Origin of the sequence: Kosakonia sp. H02, assembly GCA_030704225.1 — a bacterium.
Lineage (GTDB): Bacteria > Pseudomonadota > Gammaproteobacteria > Enterobacterales > Enterobacteriaceae > Kosakonia.
In genome coordinates this window covers 1,155,444-1,171,497 of record CP131915.1, presented here as the reverse complement: position 1 = coordinate 1,171,497, position 16,054 = coordinate 1,155,444, and the positions used below count along the sequence as shown (strand labels likewise).

Genomic DNA, 16,054 nt, shown 5'->3' with positions numbered 1-16,054 from the left:
ACGTCAATGGCGGGAAAAGTATGACGATTTTAAATATTCATCATACGAATAGTATGTTTTGGATCAAAAGGCATGTTATTAGCAGGGGTTTATTCACCACCGGGCGTTGCGGCGTGATGCGGCGCTTGCCCAGCCTGGCCTGCATCTGGTTGAACAAGTGAAATAATTTACCGCCAGATCTTAACGACAATAAATATATTTCAGTCGTAACGCATGAAATCGTTAATTGCATAACCGTGTAATTTTTTAATCTTTGTTGACATGCCGTTTAATTAACGGTGTTAACGCCCTTGCATTTATTGCATGGGCGTTTTTTGTTGCACTTTTTTGACAGCCTTCACAGTGAGAATATTAAGGGTTTACAATTAACTTCATGTTAATTCTATTGTTTTTATTTTTGTTTATTTGTTTTTTCCTGAATTTCTTAATCTTGTCCTAATATTTTGTTGTTAATATCCCCTCACGATGCGCCCGCTAATAAATGTGAAAAATGTGCATCCATTATATTTTTATTTAACTTTCATCCGTCATTTTATTCTCTGGTCACAGCCTGTTCTGGTGGCAACTTCTTAATACGCTACTGGCGTCAAGGAAAAAAAGATGAGTGAGTTTTTACCGTTTTCGCGCCCGTCGATGGGCGAGGAAGAGTTCGCTGCGCTTCAGCAGGTGCTGGCGTCGGGCTGGATAACCACCGGCCCGAAAAACCAGGCGCTGGAAGCCGCATTCTGTACCCTGACCGGGAATCGCCACGCGATTGCCGTGAGTTCGGCGACAGGCGGGATGCATGTCACGCTGATGGCGCTTGGCATCACAGCGGGCGATGAGGTGATTACCCCGTCAATGACCTGGGTTTCCACGCTCAATATGATCGTGCTGCTGGGCGCAACGCCCGTGATGATCGATGTCGACAAAGAGACGCTGATGGTCACGCCTGAAATGATTGAAGCCGCGATCACGCCGCGCACCAAAGCGATTGTGCCAGTGCATTACGCGGGCGCACCGGTGGATCTCGACGCCATTCGCGCCCTCGGTGAAAAACACGGCATTCCGGTTATTGAAGATGCTGCCCACGCAGCGGGAACGTATTACAAGGGCCAGCACGTCGGTTCACGCGGCACCGCCATCTTTTCCTTTCACGCGATTAAAAACATGACCTGCGCCGAAGGCGGCCTGGTGGTGACGGATGACGAGCAGCTCGCTAACCGCATTCGCAGCCTGAAATTCCACGGCCTCGGCGTCGATGCCTTCGACCGGCAAACCCACGGGCGCGCACCGCAGGCAGAAGTGATTTCACCGGGCTTCAAATACAACCTGGCGGATATTAACGCCGCCATTGCGCTGGTTCAGCTTGGAAAGCTGCCGGCGGCCAACGCGCGGCGTCACGCCATCGCGCAACGCTATTTGCAGGAACTGGCGGATACGCCGTTTCAGCCGTTGGCACTGCCTGCATGGCCGCACCAGCACGCCTGGCATCTGTTTATTATTCGCGTCGATGAGCAACGTTGCGGCATTTCCCGCGACGCCTTGATGGAAACCCTGAAAGCGCAGGGCATTGGTACTGGCCTGCATTTTCGCGCGGTGCATACGCAGAAGTACTACCGCGACCGCTTCTCTGTCTCTTTAGCCAATACGGAGTGGAACAGCGCACGTATTTGTTCCCTGCCGCTTTTCCCGGATATGACCCATGACGACACAACCCGCGTCATTGACGCACTTAAGCAAATTGCAGGGCGCAGAGATGTTTAACTTACCGCCTGTGGAAAAAGTCTCTGTGGTGATCCCGGTTTTCAACGAGCAAGAGAGTTTGCCCGAGCTGATTCGCCGTACCACGGCAAGCTGCGAGCGTCTTGGCATCGATTACGAAATCCTGCTGGTGGATGACGGCAGCAGCGACGACTCTGCGCTGCTGTTAACGCAAGCGGCAGAGCAGCCCGGCAGCCATATTGTTGCGGTGATGCTCAATCGCAACTACGGCCAACACTCCGCCATTATGGCCGGGTTTAATCATGTCAGCGGTGATTTGGTCATCACGCTGGATGCGGATTTGCAAAACCCGCCGGAAGAGATCCCCCGGCTGGTGGCGAAAGCCAACGAAGGTTACGACGTGGTAGGCACCGTGCGGCAAAACCGCCAGGACAGCCTGTTTCGCAAACTGGCTTCGCGCACCGTTAACCGCCTTATTCAACGCACCACCGGCAAAGCGATGGGCGATTACGGCTGTATGCTACGCGCCTACCGCCGCCATATTGTCGATGCCATGCTGCACTGCCACGAGCGCAGCACCTTTATTCCGATCCTTGCCAATACCTTTGCCCGTAAAGCGGTCGAAATCCCGGTGCAACACGCCGAGCGCGAGTTCGGCGATTCCAAATACAGCTTTATGCGCCTGATTAACCTGATGTACGACCTGGTGACCTGCCTGACCACCACGCCGCTGCGTTTGCTGAGCGTCTTTGGCAGTGTGATCGCGCTGTTGGGTTTCTCCCTGTCGATGCTGCTGGTCATTCTGCGGATGGCGTTTGGCGCGCAGTGGGCGGGAGAAGGGATGTTTATGCTCTTTGCCATTCTGTTCACCTTTATCGGCGCGCAGTTTATCGGCATGGGTCTGCTTGGCGAGTATATCGGGCGCATCTACAACGATGTCCGCGCCCGCCCCCGTTACTTTATTCAACGTGTTGTCCGCCCGGAACAGACCGTTTCGCAAGAGGAAAAAAACCAATGAAAGCCGTTGTCTTTGCTTATCACGATATGGGCTGTGTCGGCACCCAGGCGTTACTGGATGCCGGGTTCGAGATTGCGGCGATTTTTACCCATCCCGACAACGCTAACGAAAACCACTTTTTCGGCTCGGTGGCGCGTATGGCTGCCGAGCGCGGCATTCCGGTCTATGCGCCGGAAGATGTGAACCATCCGCTGTGGGTCGACCGGATCCGTGAACTGAAGCCGGATGTGATTTTCTCGTTCTATTACCGCAACGTACTGAGCGACAACATTCTGAGCACCGCCCGCGGGGGCGCGTTTAACCTGCACGGCTCGCTGCTGCCCGCTTACCGTGGGCGCGCGCCGCTTAACTGGGTGCTGGTCAATGGCGAAACGCAAACCGGCGTTACCCTGCATCGCATGATTCACCGGGCGGACGCAGGGGCGATGATTGCCCAACAACGCGTGGCAATTACGGAGCAAGACGATGCGTTATTGCTGCACCGCAAACTGACCGACGCCGCAAAACAGTTGCTGGAAGGCGTGTTACCGGCAATCAAAACGCAGACCTTTAGCGAAACGCCGCAGGATGAAAGCCGCGCCAGTTACGTTGGCCGCCGCACGCCGGAAGATGGCCGTCTGGACTGGGAAAAACCGGCGCAGACGCAGCACAACCTGGTACGCGCTGTGACCGACCCGTGGCCGGGGGCGTTTAGTTTTGCCGGGGCGCACAAATTTATCGTCTGGAAATCCCGCGTACGCACCGATGTCGCAGCGGCGCGTCCGGGCACGGTGCTTTCTGTTGCGCCGCTGGTGGTGGCCTGCGCCGACGGGGCGCTGGAGATTTTAACCGGCCAAATGGAAAACGGCGTCTATATGCAGGGCGCGCAACTGGCGCAGTCGCTGGGCCTGGTCGCCGGGGCGCTGCTTACCAGCAAACCGATTGTGGCGGTGAAACGCCGCACGCGCGTACTGATCCTCGGCGTGAACGGGTTTATCGGAAACCATCTGACCGAACGCCTGCTGGCGGATGATCACTACGAAATCTATGGCCTTGATATTGGCTCCGATGCCATCAGCCGTTTTCTCGACTGCTCGCGTTTTCACTTTGTCGAAGGGGATATCAGCATCCATTCCGAATGGATTGAGTACCACATTAAGAAATGCGATGTGGTACTGCCGCTGGTGGCGATCGCCACGCCGATTGAGTACACCCGTAACCCGCTGCGCGTGTTCGAGCTGGATTTCGAAGAGAACCTGAAAATCATCCGCGACTGCGTGAAATACAACAAACGCATTATTTTCCCGTCGACCTCGGAAGTGTATGGCATGTGCACTGACAAGGTGTTCGACGAAGATAACTCCAACCTGGTGGTAGGGCCTATCAACAAGCAGCGCTGGATCTATTCGGTGTCGAAACAACTTCTTGATCGCGTGATTTGGGCCTATGGCGAAAAAGAGGGACTGCGCTTTACGCTGTTTCGCCCGTTCAACTGGATGGGCCCGCGGCTGGATAACCTCAACGCCGCGCGCATCGGTAGCTCGCGCGCCATCACTCAGTTGATCCTCAACCTGGTGGAAGGGTCGCCGATCAAGCTTATCGAAGGCGGAAAGCAAAAACGCTGCTTTACTGACATTAGCGATGGCATCGAAGCGCTGTTTCGCATTATTGAAAACAAAGAGGGGCGCTGCGACGGGCAGATTATCAACATTGGTAACCCGGACAACGAAGCGAGCATTAAAGAACTGGCGCAGATGCTGCTGGCAAGCTTTGAGAAACACCCGCTGCGCTACCGCTTTCCGCCGTTCGCCGGGTTTCGCGAAGTGGAGAGCAGCAGTTATTACGGCAAAGGGTATCAGGATGTGGAGCACCGCAAGCCGAGTATTCGCAACGCTAAACGCTGCCTGCACTGGGAACCTACGGTGGATATGCGCCAGACTATCGATGAGACGCTGGATTTCTTCCTGCGTACCGTTGAACTGACGGATGAGAAAGCACCATGAAGCGCATCGGTTTACGCATTGATGTCGATACTTTTCGCGGTACGCGTGATGGCGTGCCGCGCCTGTTGCAACTCCTCGAGAAGCACCAGCTTCAGGCGAGCTTTTTCTTTAGCGTCGGGCCGGACAATATGGGGCGGCACATCTGGCGGCTGCTGAAGCCGAAATTTTTCTGGAAGATGCTGCGTTCGCGCGCGGCATCGCTCTACGGCTGGGATATTCTGCTGGCCGGCACCGCCTGGCCGGGGCGGGTTATTGGTGACGCTAACGCCGAGATTATCCGCGCGGCGGCGCAGGCGCATGAAGTGGGGCTGCATGCCTGGGATCACCACGCCTGGCAACGCTGGAGCGGCGTGTGGGATCGGGCGCGGCTGGAAGCGGAAACCGAACGCGGCTTGCTGGCGCTGGAGCAGATCATCGGTCGCGCCGTGACCTGCTCGGCAGCGGCGGGCTGGCGGGCGGATCAGCGCGTGGTGCAGGCCAAATCAGCGTTTAATTTCCGCTATAACAGCGACTGTCGCGGTAGCCAGCCGTTTCGCCCGCAGCTTGCAGAGAACACCTTCGCGGCGCCGCAGATCCCGGTCACGCTTCCCACCTGGGATGAAGTCGTTGGCACCTCGGTCAGCGCCGGGCAGTACAACCGCTTTATCCTGGATTGTATGCACCGCAAAAACGGCACCCCGGTTTACACCATTCATGCAGAAGTGGAGGGGATTATCGGCGCGGACGGTTTTGACCAACTGTTAAGCATGGCCGCGCGCGAGCAGATAACGTTTTGCCCGCTCAGCCAGCTATTGCCGGAAGATGTGACGACGCTACCGGCAGGCAAAGTGGTGCGCGGCGAGATAATGGGTCGCGAAGGCTGGCTGGGGTGCCAGCAACTGTTGAGTCCACAACGATGAAGCCAGTGCATTATGGTTTTGCGCTGCTGGCGCTGTTTGCCTTTTATTACCTGGTTCCGCTCGAATACCGCCTGCTCTGGCAACCGGATGAGACCCGTTATGCGGAAATTAGCCGCGAGATGCTGCAAAGCGGCGACTGGGTAGTGCCGCATTTTCTCGGGCTACGCTATTTTGAAAAACCGATTGCTGGCTACTGGATCAACAGCATCGCCCAGTGGCTGTTTGGTCATAATAATTTCGCCGTGCGCGTTGGCGCGGTCTTCTCCATGGCCGCTTCTGCGCTGTTAGTGGGTCATCTGGCGTGGACGATGTGGCGCGATAAACGCACGGCGGTGCTTTCTGGCGTTATCTTCCTCACCACGTTTTTGGTGTACAGCATCGGCACCTATGCGGTGCTGGACCCGATGATTACGCTGTGGATGACGCTGGCGATGTACAGCTTCTGGCAGGCTTCGCAGGCCGCAACCTGGCGCGGTAAGTTCGGCGGCTGGCTGTTATTGGGTATCGCCTGCGGCATGGGGGTGATGACCAAAGGGTTTCTGGCACTGGCAGTGCCGGTGCTCGGCGTACTGCCGTGGGTGATTGTCCATAAGCGCTGGAAAGAGGTATTGCTCTGGGGCTGGCTGGCGGTCGGGGTTTGTGTGCTGACGGTGCTGCCCTGGGGGCTGGCGATTGCGGCGCGCGAGCCGGATTTCTGGCGCTACTTCTTCTGGGTTGAGCATATTCAGCGCTTCGCCCTGGACGACGCGCAGCATAAAGCGCCGTTCTGGTATTACCTGCCGTTTCTTGTGGCTGGCTCGCTGCCGTGGCTGGCGCTGCTGCCCGGCGCGTTGAAAACCGGCTGGCGGTCGCGTAATGACGCGTTTTATCTGCTGGGTTGGGTGGTGATGCCGCTGCTCTTTTTCAGTATCGCCAAAGGTAAATTGCCGACCTATATTCTGCCGTGCTTTGCGCCGCTGGCGATGCTGATGGCGCGTTATGCCGTCTCTATTGCTGTCGTTGGCGGGCGAGCACTGCGCGTTAACGCCTGGGTTAATATCGCCTTCGGCGTGGCGGGCGTTATCACCGCGCTGCTGGTTTCGCCGTGGGGTGTGACGGCGCACCCGGTCTGGCTGCCCATCGAAGAGTATAAAGCGGCTCTGGCGGCGTTTGCCTTTTTGCTGTGGGCGGTGGTAGGGCTGTATACGCTGCGCACGGATCGCTGGTCGTTTGCCGCGTTATGCCCGCTCACCCTTGCGCTGGTGGTGGGTATGGCTATCCCGGATAAAGTGATGGATTCAAAACAGCCGCAGTTTTTGATCAACTTTGTCTATGACGCGCTGGCGCCCAGCCGCTATGTGCTGGCAGACAACCCTGGTGTTGCCGCCGGGCTGGCCTGGGAACTGAAACGCCCGGACATTATTCTCTTCGGCGCACGCGGTGAGCTTGCATACGGGCTGGCTTACCCGCAAGGGCAGGGCAGGTTTGTCGCCAAAGACGATTTCAATGACTGGCTGGCAGCGCATCGCCAGCAGGGTGTGGTTTCGCTGGTGCTGCATCAATCGAAACCCGATGATTTTATCCGTATGCCGATCCCCAAACCGGACAACGTATATGTGCAGGGGCGTATGGTCTTAATTCAGTACTATCCGCAATGAGCAATTGGATCTGGCTTGTGCTGGCAAGCTTGCTGAGTTGCCTTGGGCAACTGTGCCAGAAACAGGCGACGCGCCCGGCAAAGAGGGGGCATCGCGGCAGGCACGTAGGCCTGTGGCTATGCCTTGCGCTGGTTTCCCTCGGCGCGGGCATGGTGCTGTGGTTACTGGTGTTGCAGCGCATTCCTGTGGGCGTGGCTTACCCGATGCTGAGCCTGAATTTTGTCTGGATTACGCTTGCGGCGCGCGTTATCTGGCATGAGCGGGTGACAATTCGCCACGCATCCGGCGTGCTGCTTATCATTGCGGGCATTGTGCTGCTGGGGAGTTCGCTATGAAGGGATTGCCCTGGGCGTTGCTCAGCGTGCTCCTGGTCAGCGGGGCGCAACTGCTGCTGCGTTATGCGATGGTGTCGCTGCCACCGGTCGCGCATTTACAGGCTTTTTTTGCCGCGCTGCTGCAACCGCAGCCAGGCACGCTGGCACTGATCTTCGGCCTGATGGGGTATCTTGCGTCAATGGGTTGTTGGTATGTGGCGCTGCACCGCTTACCGCTGAGCAAAGCCTATGCGCTGCTCAGCCTCAGTTACATTCTGGTGTGGGCCGCCGCCATCTGGCTTCCCGGATGGCGCGAACCCTTTTCCCTGCGCGGCGGACTTGGCGTGCTGATGATCATCGCGGGCGTGCTGGTTATTTTTTTGCCCGCCCGCTTAAAACCTTAGCCTGGCAAGCGGTTTTTCGGTCGGCCTGGGCCAAGCATGATCGCCAGTTTGCTGCCGCCGACGGTGGTTTCCATCCAGATTTTGCATACGCTGGTGAGCGGCACCGACAGGAGCATACCCACCGGGCCGAGCAGCCATCCCCAAACCAATAAGGATAAGAACACCACCAGCGTTGACATGCCGAGGCGGTGGCCCATCATCCGGGGTTCAAGAATATTGCCAATCAGCATATGCACGACCAGGAAGAGCGCGCCGACCAACAGGCATTCATAGGTGCCGTTGAACAGCAGGGCCTGGATCATCGGCGGAATGGCGGAAATCACCGACCCGATATTGGGCACGTAGTTCAGCAGAAAGGCCAGCACACCCCACATCAGCGCGAACTGCACGTCCAGCAAAACCAGGCCCATCCAGACAATCACCCCGGTCCATACGCTTAATAACGTTTTCAACGCCAGATAGTGAGAAACCCCTTTTAAGGCGCGGTGCAGCCCGGCGATGTGGATTTGCGGGTTATTCAGGGCGAAGCGCATTTTGTAGGGGACATGGCGCACTTCAAACAGCATAAACACCACGGTCATTACCAGCAGGACAATGCTGGCCATCGCGTTCGATAACTGTGCGGCCATGGTGGTGGCGAAGCTCATCACCCGCTCGGAGTCCATGCGTTGCAGCATCCGTTCCGGGGAAATGTGCAACCGGAGGAACGGGAGCGCATCCTGAAGCTGCATAAATTTGCGGGTGAGCTCGCGGTTGTACTTCGGCAGCAGGGTCATAAAGTCGTTTATCGACGCGGCGAGCACGCCAAACAGCGCGGTAAGGAAGATCAACATCACCAGCACGACAATGGCAATAGCGACCGGGCGCTTGATGCCGCGGCGTAAAAACCAGGTAACCAGCGGGTTGAGAACAATGGCGAAAAAGAGCGCCAGTAAGAGTTGAACAATGATGTCGGCTGCGGCGTGGATCCCGGCAAGTATGATGACCAGTGAGGCCAGTTTAAGAAGAATGTGTAAACCTGCCCGGTCTGGCTGAGGATGTATCATGGTGAATTCCTTTTGTCTTATTGCCCTTAAGTGTAGTGCTCTGCGCCGCCTTCGCCCGACAGAGATATTCTTAAAGTGAATGCTGCTTTCTGCGCGATGACGTGGTAATAGTGAAACACTGTTGTGAAAATCTGAGTAAGTTCTCATGCCTGAAAACGCCGCCGAACCGGCGCTTAGCGGATTGCGCCTTAATCTGCGGATTTTGTCCGTCGTTACCTTTAACTTTGCCAGTTACCTCACCATCGGCCTGCCGCTGGCGGTGCTGCCCGGCTATGTCCATGATGTGATGGGATATGGTGCGTTCTGGGCTGGGCTGGTTATCAGCCTGCAATATTTCGCCACGCTGCTCAGCCGACCGCACGCGGGGCGTTATGCCGATCTGCTGGGGCCAAAAAAAGTGGTGATCTTCGGCTTGTGCGGCGCGTTTCTCAGCGGGCTGTGCTATTTGCTGGCGGGTATTGGGGAAGGTTCGGGGTTGTTAAGCCTGGCGCTGCTCTGCCTCGGGCGGGTGATTTTAGGGATCGGACAGAGTTTTGCCGGTACGGGCGCGACGTTGTGGGGCGTAGGCGTGGTCGGCTCGATACATATTGGTCGTGTGATTTCGTGGAACGGTATTGCGACCTACGGCGCGATGGCGCTTGGCGCACCGCTTGGCGTGCTCTGTTATCACTACGGCGGCCTGCACGGTTTGTCGTTGACCATTATGGCCGTCGCGCTGCTGGCGGTGCTGCTTGCGCTGCCGCGGGCGGCGGTGAAGGCCAGCAAAGGCAAACCGTTGCCGTTTCGCGCCGTGCTTGGGCGCGTCTGGCTGTATGGCCTGGCGCTGGCGCTCGGCTCGGCGGGTTTTGGCGTGATCGCCACGTTTATTACTCTTTATTACGATGCCAAAGGCTGGGAAGGCGCGGCCTTTGCCCTGACGCTGTTTAGCGTGGCGTTTGTCGGTGCGCGTTTACTGTTTCCTAATGGCATCAACCGTTTCGGCGGCATAAATGTCGCGATGCTCTGCTTTGTGGTGGAAACCGTCGGTCTGGTGCTGGTGGGACTGGCGGTCGATCCGTGGATGGCAAAACTCGGCGTGTTCCTGACAGGCGCGGGTTTCTCGCTGGTGTTCCCGGCATTAGGCGTAGTAGCCGTTAAAGCGGTACCGCAACATAACCAGGGCTCTGCGCTGGCGACTTATACGGTGTTTATGGATCTGTCGCTGGGCATCACCGGCCCGCTGGCGGGCTTGTTGATGGCATGGGCGGGCGTGTCGGTGATTTATCTTGCGGCGGCCGGGCTGGTTGCCGTTGCACTTCTGCTGGCGTGGCGATTAAAGCACAGGCCGGTGTTGGTTTAATTGCCCGGTAGAAGCAGTGCCATCCGACAATAAAAAAGGGAACTCTCAAGTTCCCTTTTTTTCCTGCTCAACGCGGAGATTATTTCACCACGATGGTGTTGATAATGTTCTCTGCGGCGGTCTGCGCCTGCTGCTGGTTATCTGCTGGCAGTGTCACCTGGATGGTCACCAGTTGATTATCAATTTTCCCCAGTACGACTGAAGACCATGCGGTCTGGCCTTTGGCAGAGATAATACTGTCGAGCTGTTGCAGCGTTTGCCCTTTCAGTTCGATGGCTTTATTGGTGACGACCTGCAACTGCGGATCGCGGCTGCGCTGTTGGTCTTCCAGACGTTTTGCCAGCGCGCTCAACTCTTCTTGCGTGTTGTCGCCGACAATTACAATCACCGCTTTCTGGCCGGTGGCATCGGAGTAGACGTGCATATTGTTGGCTTGCGTGCCCAGTTTGCCGCTCTGATCGGTCATATCCGCAGGCAGCGAGAAGCTGAGTTTACCGTCGAGTAGGGTGACCGGCTGGCCGGATGCATTGCTTTCAGCGGCGGCACCCTGAACAGGTTTTTGACTGTCGCTGTTATCACAAGCAGCCAGCCCCATTACCAGCAGGCCAATACCGACATACTTAACCAGATTGCGCATTGACTTCTTCCTTTCAATAAACAGCCATAATGGCTAGTTGTTCCATATTATCACAACTGATAAGTCGTACCTTTAACCGGCCTGTAATGCCGAGATTTCAGATTTGTCTGCCAGTCTTTTCAGCAACATATTCAACATCACGCCGTATATCGGCAAGAAGAAGGCGATGCTGATAAGGACCTTGAAACTGTAATCCACCAGCGCGATTTCCGTCCAGTGCTGCGCCATAAAGGCATCCGGGCTGCGCCAGAAAGCAATAAAGAAGAACGCGGCGGTATCGCTGGCATTACCAAACACTGTTGATGCCGCAGGCGCAAGCCACCAGCGGCGATTCTGGCGCAGGCGGTTAAACACATGTACATCAAGGATTTGCCCTAGCGCATAGGCCATAAAACTGGCGGTGGCGATACGGGCGACGAACAGGTTGAAATGGGCAAGCGCGCCAAAACCCTGCCAGCTGCCCATATAAAACAGCGACGAAATAACGTAAGAGGCCAGCAGCGCCGGAACCATCACCGCGAAAATAATCCGTCGGGCCAGCGGCGCGCCGAAAATCCGCACGGTTAAATCCGTCGCCAGGAAAATAAACGGAAAACTGAATGCGCCCCAGGTGGTATGAAAACCAAAAATGGAGACCGGAAGCTGCACCAGATAGTTGCTGGAAATAATCACCAGCAGATGGAAAAGCGAAAGCCAGAACAGCGCCTTCATGCGCTGCGCATGTGAAAACTGCGTCATAGTGTGACCTTTTTGGTAAATGGGGTGAGGGAACCCAGTACTTTTTATGCTCTGCTTTAGCAGAAGCCGCCGCATGATACTGCAATCATTCACGGATGCAATGGCTAATTTTAGCGCAATCGTTAACCTTGCTTGCACCCTAAATCAGGCAGCGTAAACTAATGCGGTTTTTTCCCTTGCGAGATGAAGATGAGCGATCCGTTTACCACTGCCGACCATACGCTTGATGCGCTGGGCTTACGCTGCCCGGAGCCGGTAATGATGGTGCGCAAAACCGTGCGCAATATGCAAATTGGCGAAACTGTGCTGATTATTGCCGACGATCCGGCAACCACCCGCGATATTCCCGGCTTTTGCCGCTTTATGGAACATGAGCTGGTGGCCGGGCAAACGGAATCTCTGCCGTATCGCTATTTAGTGCGCAAAACCCACTAACCTTTGCTGCGTAGCAGGCGCAGCGCGTTCGCTGTTACCAGCACCGTTGCGCCTGTATCTGCCAGCACTGCCAGCCACAGCCCGGTAATTCCCAGTAGCGTCGTCACCAGAAAAATCGCCTTCAGACCCAGCGCAATAGCGATGTTCTGGCGGATGTTACTGCGCGTGGCGCGCGCCAGACGGATCATTTGCCCAAGGCCAGTCAGGCGATTGTGGGTTAACGCCGCATCGGCGGTTTCCAGCGCGACATCCGTCCCGCTGCCCATTGCAATGCCGATTGTCGAGGCTTTCATCGCCGGTGCATCGTTAATACCGTCGCCCACCATCGCCAGCGGTGCGTTCTCGTTGAGCATGCGCACGGCATTGACTTTATCTTCCGGCAGCAGCCCGGCGCGAAAATCCAGCCCCAGAACACCGGCAATCGCCGCCGCCGCGCGCGGGTTATCACCCGTCAGGATCACGCCCTGTACACCGAGCGCATGCAGTTCACTCACCGCCGCTTTCGCGTCATCGCGCAGGGTGTCCTGCAACGCCAGCGTGCCGATAACTTCGCCGTCTCGCTGAACCACAACCACCGTCTGGCCGCGGCTCTCCTGTTGATTAATCTGTGCCAGCACGGCGCTACCTAACAGGCCTGGCGGTAATTTTTCCGGCGCGCTGATACGGATTTCGCGCCCATCAATCTGTGCCTCAATGCCTTTACCCGCCAGCGCGCGTTGGCCTTCGGCTGGTGGGATAACAACCAGGCGACGCTGGGCTTCCTGCACAATCGCCAGCGCTAACGGGTGCGTTGAACCTTGTTCAACCGCCGCGCTCAGCGCCAGCAATTCCGCTTCTTCCGTACCGGCCAGCGGGATGATCGCCGCGATCTGCGGTTTACCGATGGTCAGCGTGCCGGTTTTATCAAATGCTACCTGTTGAATGCTGCCGAGCTGCTCCAGCGCAGCACCGCCTTTGATCAGCGCCCCGCGACGCGCGGCGGCTGCCAGCCCGGAGGTGATCGCGGCCGGGGTGGAAATCACCAGCGCGCACGGGCAGCCAATCAGCAATAACGCCAGCCCTTTGTAAATCCACTCCAGCCAGGTTTCTGCGAACAATAACGGCGGAACCACCGCCCCCAGCAGCGCCACGGCCATGATCGCCGGGGTGTAGAGACGGCTGAAGCGATCGATAAAACGCTCGATCGGCGCGCGGCGCTCTTCGGCTTCTTCAATCAGCTTCAGGATGCGGTCAATGGCGCTTTCGCCCGGTTTTGATACCACGTTTAGCGTGACTAAACGATCCACGCTGGTGGCGCCGGCGGGCACGCTGTCGCCCGCGCTGCGCTCGACCGGCACGGATTCCCCGGTCAGCGCGCTTTCATCAAAACTGGCAAACGGTGACAGCAGGCGGCCATCTGCCGGTAAACGCCCACCGGCAGGCACTTCAATGGTATCGCCGGGTTGCAGTTGGCTTGCGGCAACGCTTTCACGCTCACCGTTACGCAGGCGGGTGGCAGTATCCGGTTTCAGCGCCATTAATGCGCTCACGCCACGACGCGCGCGGCTGGCAGCCCAGCCTTCCAGGCGCTCGCCAATCAAAAACAGCAGCAGCACCATCGCCGCTTCAGCGGTGGCACCAATAAACAGTGCGCCAATAGCCGCCACGCTCATCAGCGTTTCAATAGCGAACCAGCTACCGCTTTTCATTAACCGCAGCGCCTGGCGGGCGATGGGCCACAAACCGACCAGCGTGGTGGCGATAAACGCCGCCTGACCGAAGGGATAGTTGAACTGCTCGAGCACCCAACTCAGCGCCATCATCACCATGAGCAAAATAAGCGGCAGGTTTTCACGCAGGCGCGAAGGGGTGGGCTCAGGCGTGCTGTTTTCATGGCGAAGTTGATAACCCGCTTGCTGCACGGCATGTTCCACGCGCTCACGTATATCGTTTTGCGCAATGACAATCAGTTTTTCGGTGGCGAAAGCGACCTGCACCTGCGCGACGCCATCTACCTGGCGTACCGCGTTTTCCACTTTGCGGGCGCAGGCGGCGCAATCCATGCCAGTAACCTGCCAACTGAAGCGCTCGCCTGTTTCGACTATCGGCGGTGACGGCGTGTTCTCACACTGTTCATCGGCACAGCACGGCGCGGGTTTTTCCGCTATCGGGCGCAATTTTATTGCCGCAAATTGCGGCGCTTTTTTCGTGTCGGGTGCAGGCATTGCATACTCCGGTGAATGATAATTTTCTCATTAACCGGAGTATGCACTCTGGAGTCGGCTCCAGAGTCAAGCCTTTTAGATATACAGCGAACGGACGATCAAAAAGTGCCCGGCAAAGTAGCAGGCGGAGGAAATGGCGTTATCAGCGCTAAAGCGTTTACGGTAGTGGCTTCCGAGCCAGACAATGTTGCCAATCAGCAGCAGGACTGCGCCAACAAACGCCGACAGCGCCTGGCTTGTCGGGCGGAAGAACCACAATTCACCGGCCAGCCACACCATCACTAATGTCATGGCGACAAACGTACAGACCGCCATGCGCAACTCTTCGAGGCGTGTCCAGATAACCGCCAGTAACAACACGCCAATCACCAGCAGCACGACCGGCAGCGGCCAGAAGAAGGTAAGCGTCATTTGGCTGGCGAAATAGATGGTGTAGAGCAGGTGAGCGAGGAAAAACGCGCCGATGGCATACAGCAGTTTTTGCCGTGGCAGAAGCATCAGAGCGTCACCCAACAGCGAGGCGCACAGACCCGCCAGCACCAAATAACTGATGGCATCAAACATGGGCGCTTGCCAGGCGAGTAACAGCAGGAGCAGAAGGGTTACGGGTTTGAACACCCAGCGTTGCCATACCGGCCCACGGTAGGAAGCATCAACATATAACCAGCCGGAAAAGCAGACAGCAATAAATGACCACAGCATAATTAAGTCCCTGTATCTGTTATTTTTGCGTAAATCTCTTCTCTCAAGTGTAGTGGCGCAAAAAGGGGGATGACAATGCTATCTTCCCCCTTGCAGGTGTAATTGCGCTTATTCCGAATGCGTTATTTCTTTGCTTTCAGCTTCTTTTGCCAGACCAGAAGTTCGAAAACGCCGAAAAGAAAAATGCGCATCTGTTCGGCTTTGGTCATTTGCGGCCCCTCTTTCGGCAGCGCGGTTTTGAGCATCGTGGCCTGCAACGCGTGCATAAAGACGGTAAACACGAGGGCGACGTTGACGAAAATATTCAACGGGCGCGGAAACGGTTTAATCAGGTTCAGAATCAGAAAGGCCCAGATGCAGAGCATCATCAGACGCCCCAAATTAATCAACAGCGGCATGCTTCTCTCCTTGTGCTTCGCGGTGATAAAGACGATACGCCACCTGGCCCGCGACTTTTTCCCGGTGTAATTGCCAGTGCGCAGGCACGGGCGGTAATCCATTTTCTACTTCGCTTTCTATATAGACTAGCGCGTCATCGGCGAGCCAGCCGTTGTTTTCCAGCAACCGCACGGTCTCTTCCAGCATCCCTTTGCGAAATGGTGGATCGATAAACACAATATTGTGCGGCGTTCCCGCTGTGGCTAAAAAGGTCAGCGTGTTGGTGTTAACCACCTTTGCGTTGGTGGCTTTTAGCGTCGCCAGATTTTGCTGCAACTGCTGGGCGACGCTGCGTTCCATCTCCAGCAACGTGGCGCTGGCGGCGTAGCGCGAGAGCGCTTCCAGGCCTAATGCGCCGCTGCCAGCGAAGCAATCAAGACAATGGGCATCCACCATTGACGGAGCCAGCCAGTTGAATAATGTTTCGCGCACGCGATCGGTGGTTGGGCGCAGGCCTGGGCTGTCGGGAACCGGTAATTTGCGGCCCCGCCACTGCCCGCCAATAATACGTATCTGTCCGCTGGCGGCACGGTTGGGTTTCTTCATGGTTTTCGCTT

Annotated in this window: 16 protein-coding genes; 9 read left to right on the top strand and 7 right to left on the bottom strand. The window is 56.6% G+C overall.

What is annotated here, in order from left to right; all coding sequences use genetic code 11:
• Positions 1–600: 600 nt before the first annotated feature.
• From arnB to arnF, 7 genes are read left to right on the top strand one after another with little or no spacing between them, the layout of a single operon-like run.
• On the top strand, positions 601–1,746 hold the full coding sequence (gene arnB, locus Q5705_05580) for a UDP-4-amino-4-deoxy-L-arabinose aminotransferase (protein WLI78024.1): 1,146 nt from the start codon (positions 601–603) through the stop codon (positions 1,744–1,746).
• A complete protein-coding gene (gene arnC, locus Q5705_05575) occupies positions 1,739–2,722 on the top strand; it encodes an undecaprenyl-phosphate 4-deoxy-4-formamido-L-arabinose transferase (protein WLI78978.1) in 984 nt (327 codons plus the stop codon). Before arnB ends, arnC begins: the two co-directional genes overlap by 8 nt.
• Positions 2,719–4,704: a bifunctional UDP-4-amino-4-deoxy-L-arabinose formyltransferase/UDP-glucuronic acid oxidase ArnA gene (arnA, locus tag Q5705_05570; protein ID WLI78023.1), complete on the top strand. Its 1,986-nt coding sequence runs from the start codon at positions 2,719–2,721 to the stop codon at positions 4,702–4,704. Before arnC ends, arnA begins: the two co-directional genes overlap by 4 nt.
• The gene (gene arnD / locus Q5705_05565; GenBank protein WLI78022.1) at positions 4,701–5,603 is read left to right on the top strand and encodes a 4-deoxy-4-formamido-L-arabinose-phosphoundecaprenol deformylase; all 903 of its coding nucleotides are present in this window, start codon (positions 4,701–4,703) and stop codon (positions 5,601–5,603) included. The genes arnA and arnD overlap by 4 nt, the downstream gene beginning before the upstream one ends.
• Complete coding sequence (gene arnT / locus Q5705_05560) at positions 5,600–7,240, top strand: lipid IV(A) 4-amino-4-deoxy-L-arabinosyltransferase (GenBank protein WLI78021.1); 1,641 nt, start codon at positions 5,600–5,602, stop codon at positions 7,238–7,240. Before arnD ends, arnT begins: the two co-directional genes overlap by 4 nt.
• Positions 7,237–7,575 (top strand): 4-amino-4-deoxy-L-arabinose-phosphoundecaprenol flippase subunit ArnE, encoded by a 339-nt coding sequence (gene arnE / locus Q5705_05555; protein ID WLI78020.1) that lies wholly within the window; start codon positions 7,237–7,239, stop codon positions 7,573–7,575. The genes arnT and arnE overlap by 4 nt, the downstream gene beginning before the upstream one ends.
• Positions 7,572–7,958, top strand: coding sequence for a 4-amino-4-deoxy-L-arabinose-phosphoundecaprenol flippase subunit ArnF (arnF, locus tag Q5705_05550; protein WLI78019.1), 387 nt, complete (start codon positions 7,572–7,574; stop codon positions 7,956–7,958). The genes arnE and arnF overlap by 4 nt, the downstream gene beginning before the upstream one ends.
• On the opposite strand, the gene Q5705_05545 is transcribed toward arnF, so the two are convergent.
• Positions 7,955–9,004 carry an AI-2E family transporter gene (locus Q5705_05545; protein ID WLI78018.1) on the bottom strand — a complete coding sequence of 350 codons (1,050 nt, stop codon included), beginning with the start codon at positions 9,002–9,004 and terminating at the stop codon, positions 7,955–7,957. The genes arnF and Q5705_05545 overlap by 4 nt on opposite strands.
• A 145-nt stretch (positions 9,005–9,149) precedes the next feature.
• Between Q5705_05545 and Q5705_05540 the strand changes: the two genes are divergently transcribed.
• Positions 9,150–10,343 carry an MFS transporter gene (locus tag Q5705_05540; protein WLI78017.1) on the top strand — a complete coding sequence of 398 codons (1,194 nt, stop codon included), beginning with the start codon at positions 9,150–9,152 and terminating at the stop codon, positions 10,341–10,343.
• A gap of 79 nt (positions 10,344–10,422) precedes the next feature.
• Here the strand turns inward: Q5705_05540 and Q5705_05535 are convergent, their stop codons facing one another.
• Together Q5705_05535 and Q5705_05530 are read right to left on the bottom strand one after the other, a co-directional pair.
• Positions 10,423–10,980, bottom strand: a complete 558-nt coding sequence (locus tag Q5705_05535; GenBank protein WLI78016.1) for a DcrB family lipoprotein — start codon at positions 10,978–10,980, stop codon at positions 10,423–10,425.
• Positions 10,981–11,052: 72 nt separating this feature from the next.
• Complete coding sequence (locus tag Q5705_05530) at positions 11,053–11,718, bottom strand: 7-cyano-7-deazaguanine/7-aminomethyl-7-deazaguanine transporter (protein ID WLI78015.1); 666 nt, start codon at positions 11,716–11,718, stop codon at positions 11,053–11,055.
• Positions 11,719–11,907: 189 nt separating this feature from the next.
• Between Q5705_05530 and tusA the strand changes: the two genes are divergently transcribed.
• A complete protein-coding gene (gene tusA / locus Q5705_05525; GenBank protein WLI78014.1) occupies positions 11,908–12,153 on the top strand; it encodes a sulfurtransferase TusA in 246 nt (81 codons plus the stop codon).
• Here tusA and zntA read toward each other — a convergent pair.
• The 4 genes from zntA to rsmD all read right to left on the bottom strand — a co-directional run bounded on the left by zntA (position 12,150) and on the right by rsmD (position 16,043).
• Positions 12,150–14,357: a Zn(II)/Cd(II)/Pb(II) translocating P-type ATPase ZntA gene (gene zntA, locus Q5705_05520; GenBank protein WLI78013.1), complete on the bottom strand. Its 2,208-nt coding sequence runs from the start codon at positions 14,355–14,357 to the stop codon at positions 12,150–12,152. The two genes, tusA and zntA, sit on opposite strands and share 4 nt — an antisense overlap.
• A 75-nt stretch (positions 14,358–14,432) precedes the next feature.
• Positions 14,433–15,059, bottom strand: coding sequence for a lysoplasmalogenase (locus Q5705_05515; GenBank protein ID WLI78012.1), 627 nt, complete (start codon positions 15,057–15,059; stop codon positions 14,433–14,435).
• Between the two features lie 122 nt (positions 15,060–15,181).
• Complete coding sequence (locus Q5705_05510) at positions 15,182–15,451, bottom strand: DUF1145 family protein (protein ID WLI78977.1); 270 nt, start codon at positions 15,449–15,451, stop codon at positions 15,182–15,184.
• Positions 15,441–16,043 carry a 16S rRNA (guanine(966)-N(2))-methyltransferase gene (rsmD, locus tag Q5705_05505; protein WLI78011.1) on the bottom strand — a complete coding sequence of 201 codons (603 nt, stop codon included), beginning with the start codon at positions 16,041–16,043 and terminating at the stop codon, positions 15,441–15,443. Before rsmD ends, Q5705_05510 begins: the two co-directional genes overlap by 11 nt.
• Positions 16,044–16,054: the final 11 nt, after the last annotated feature.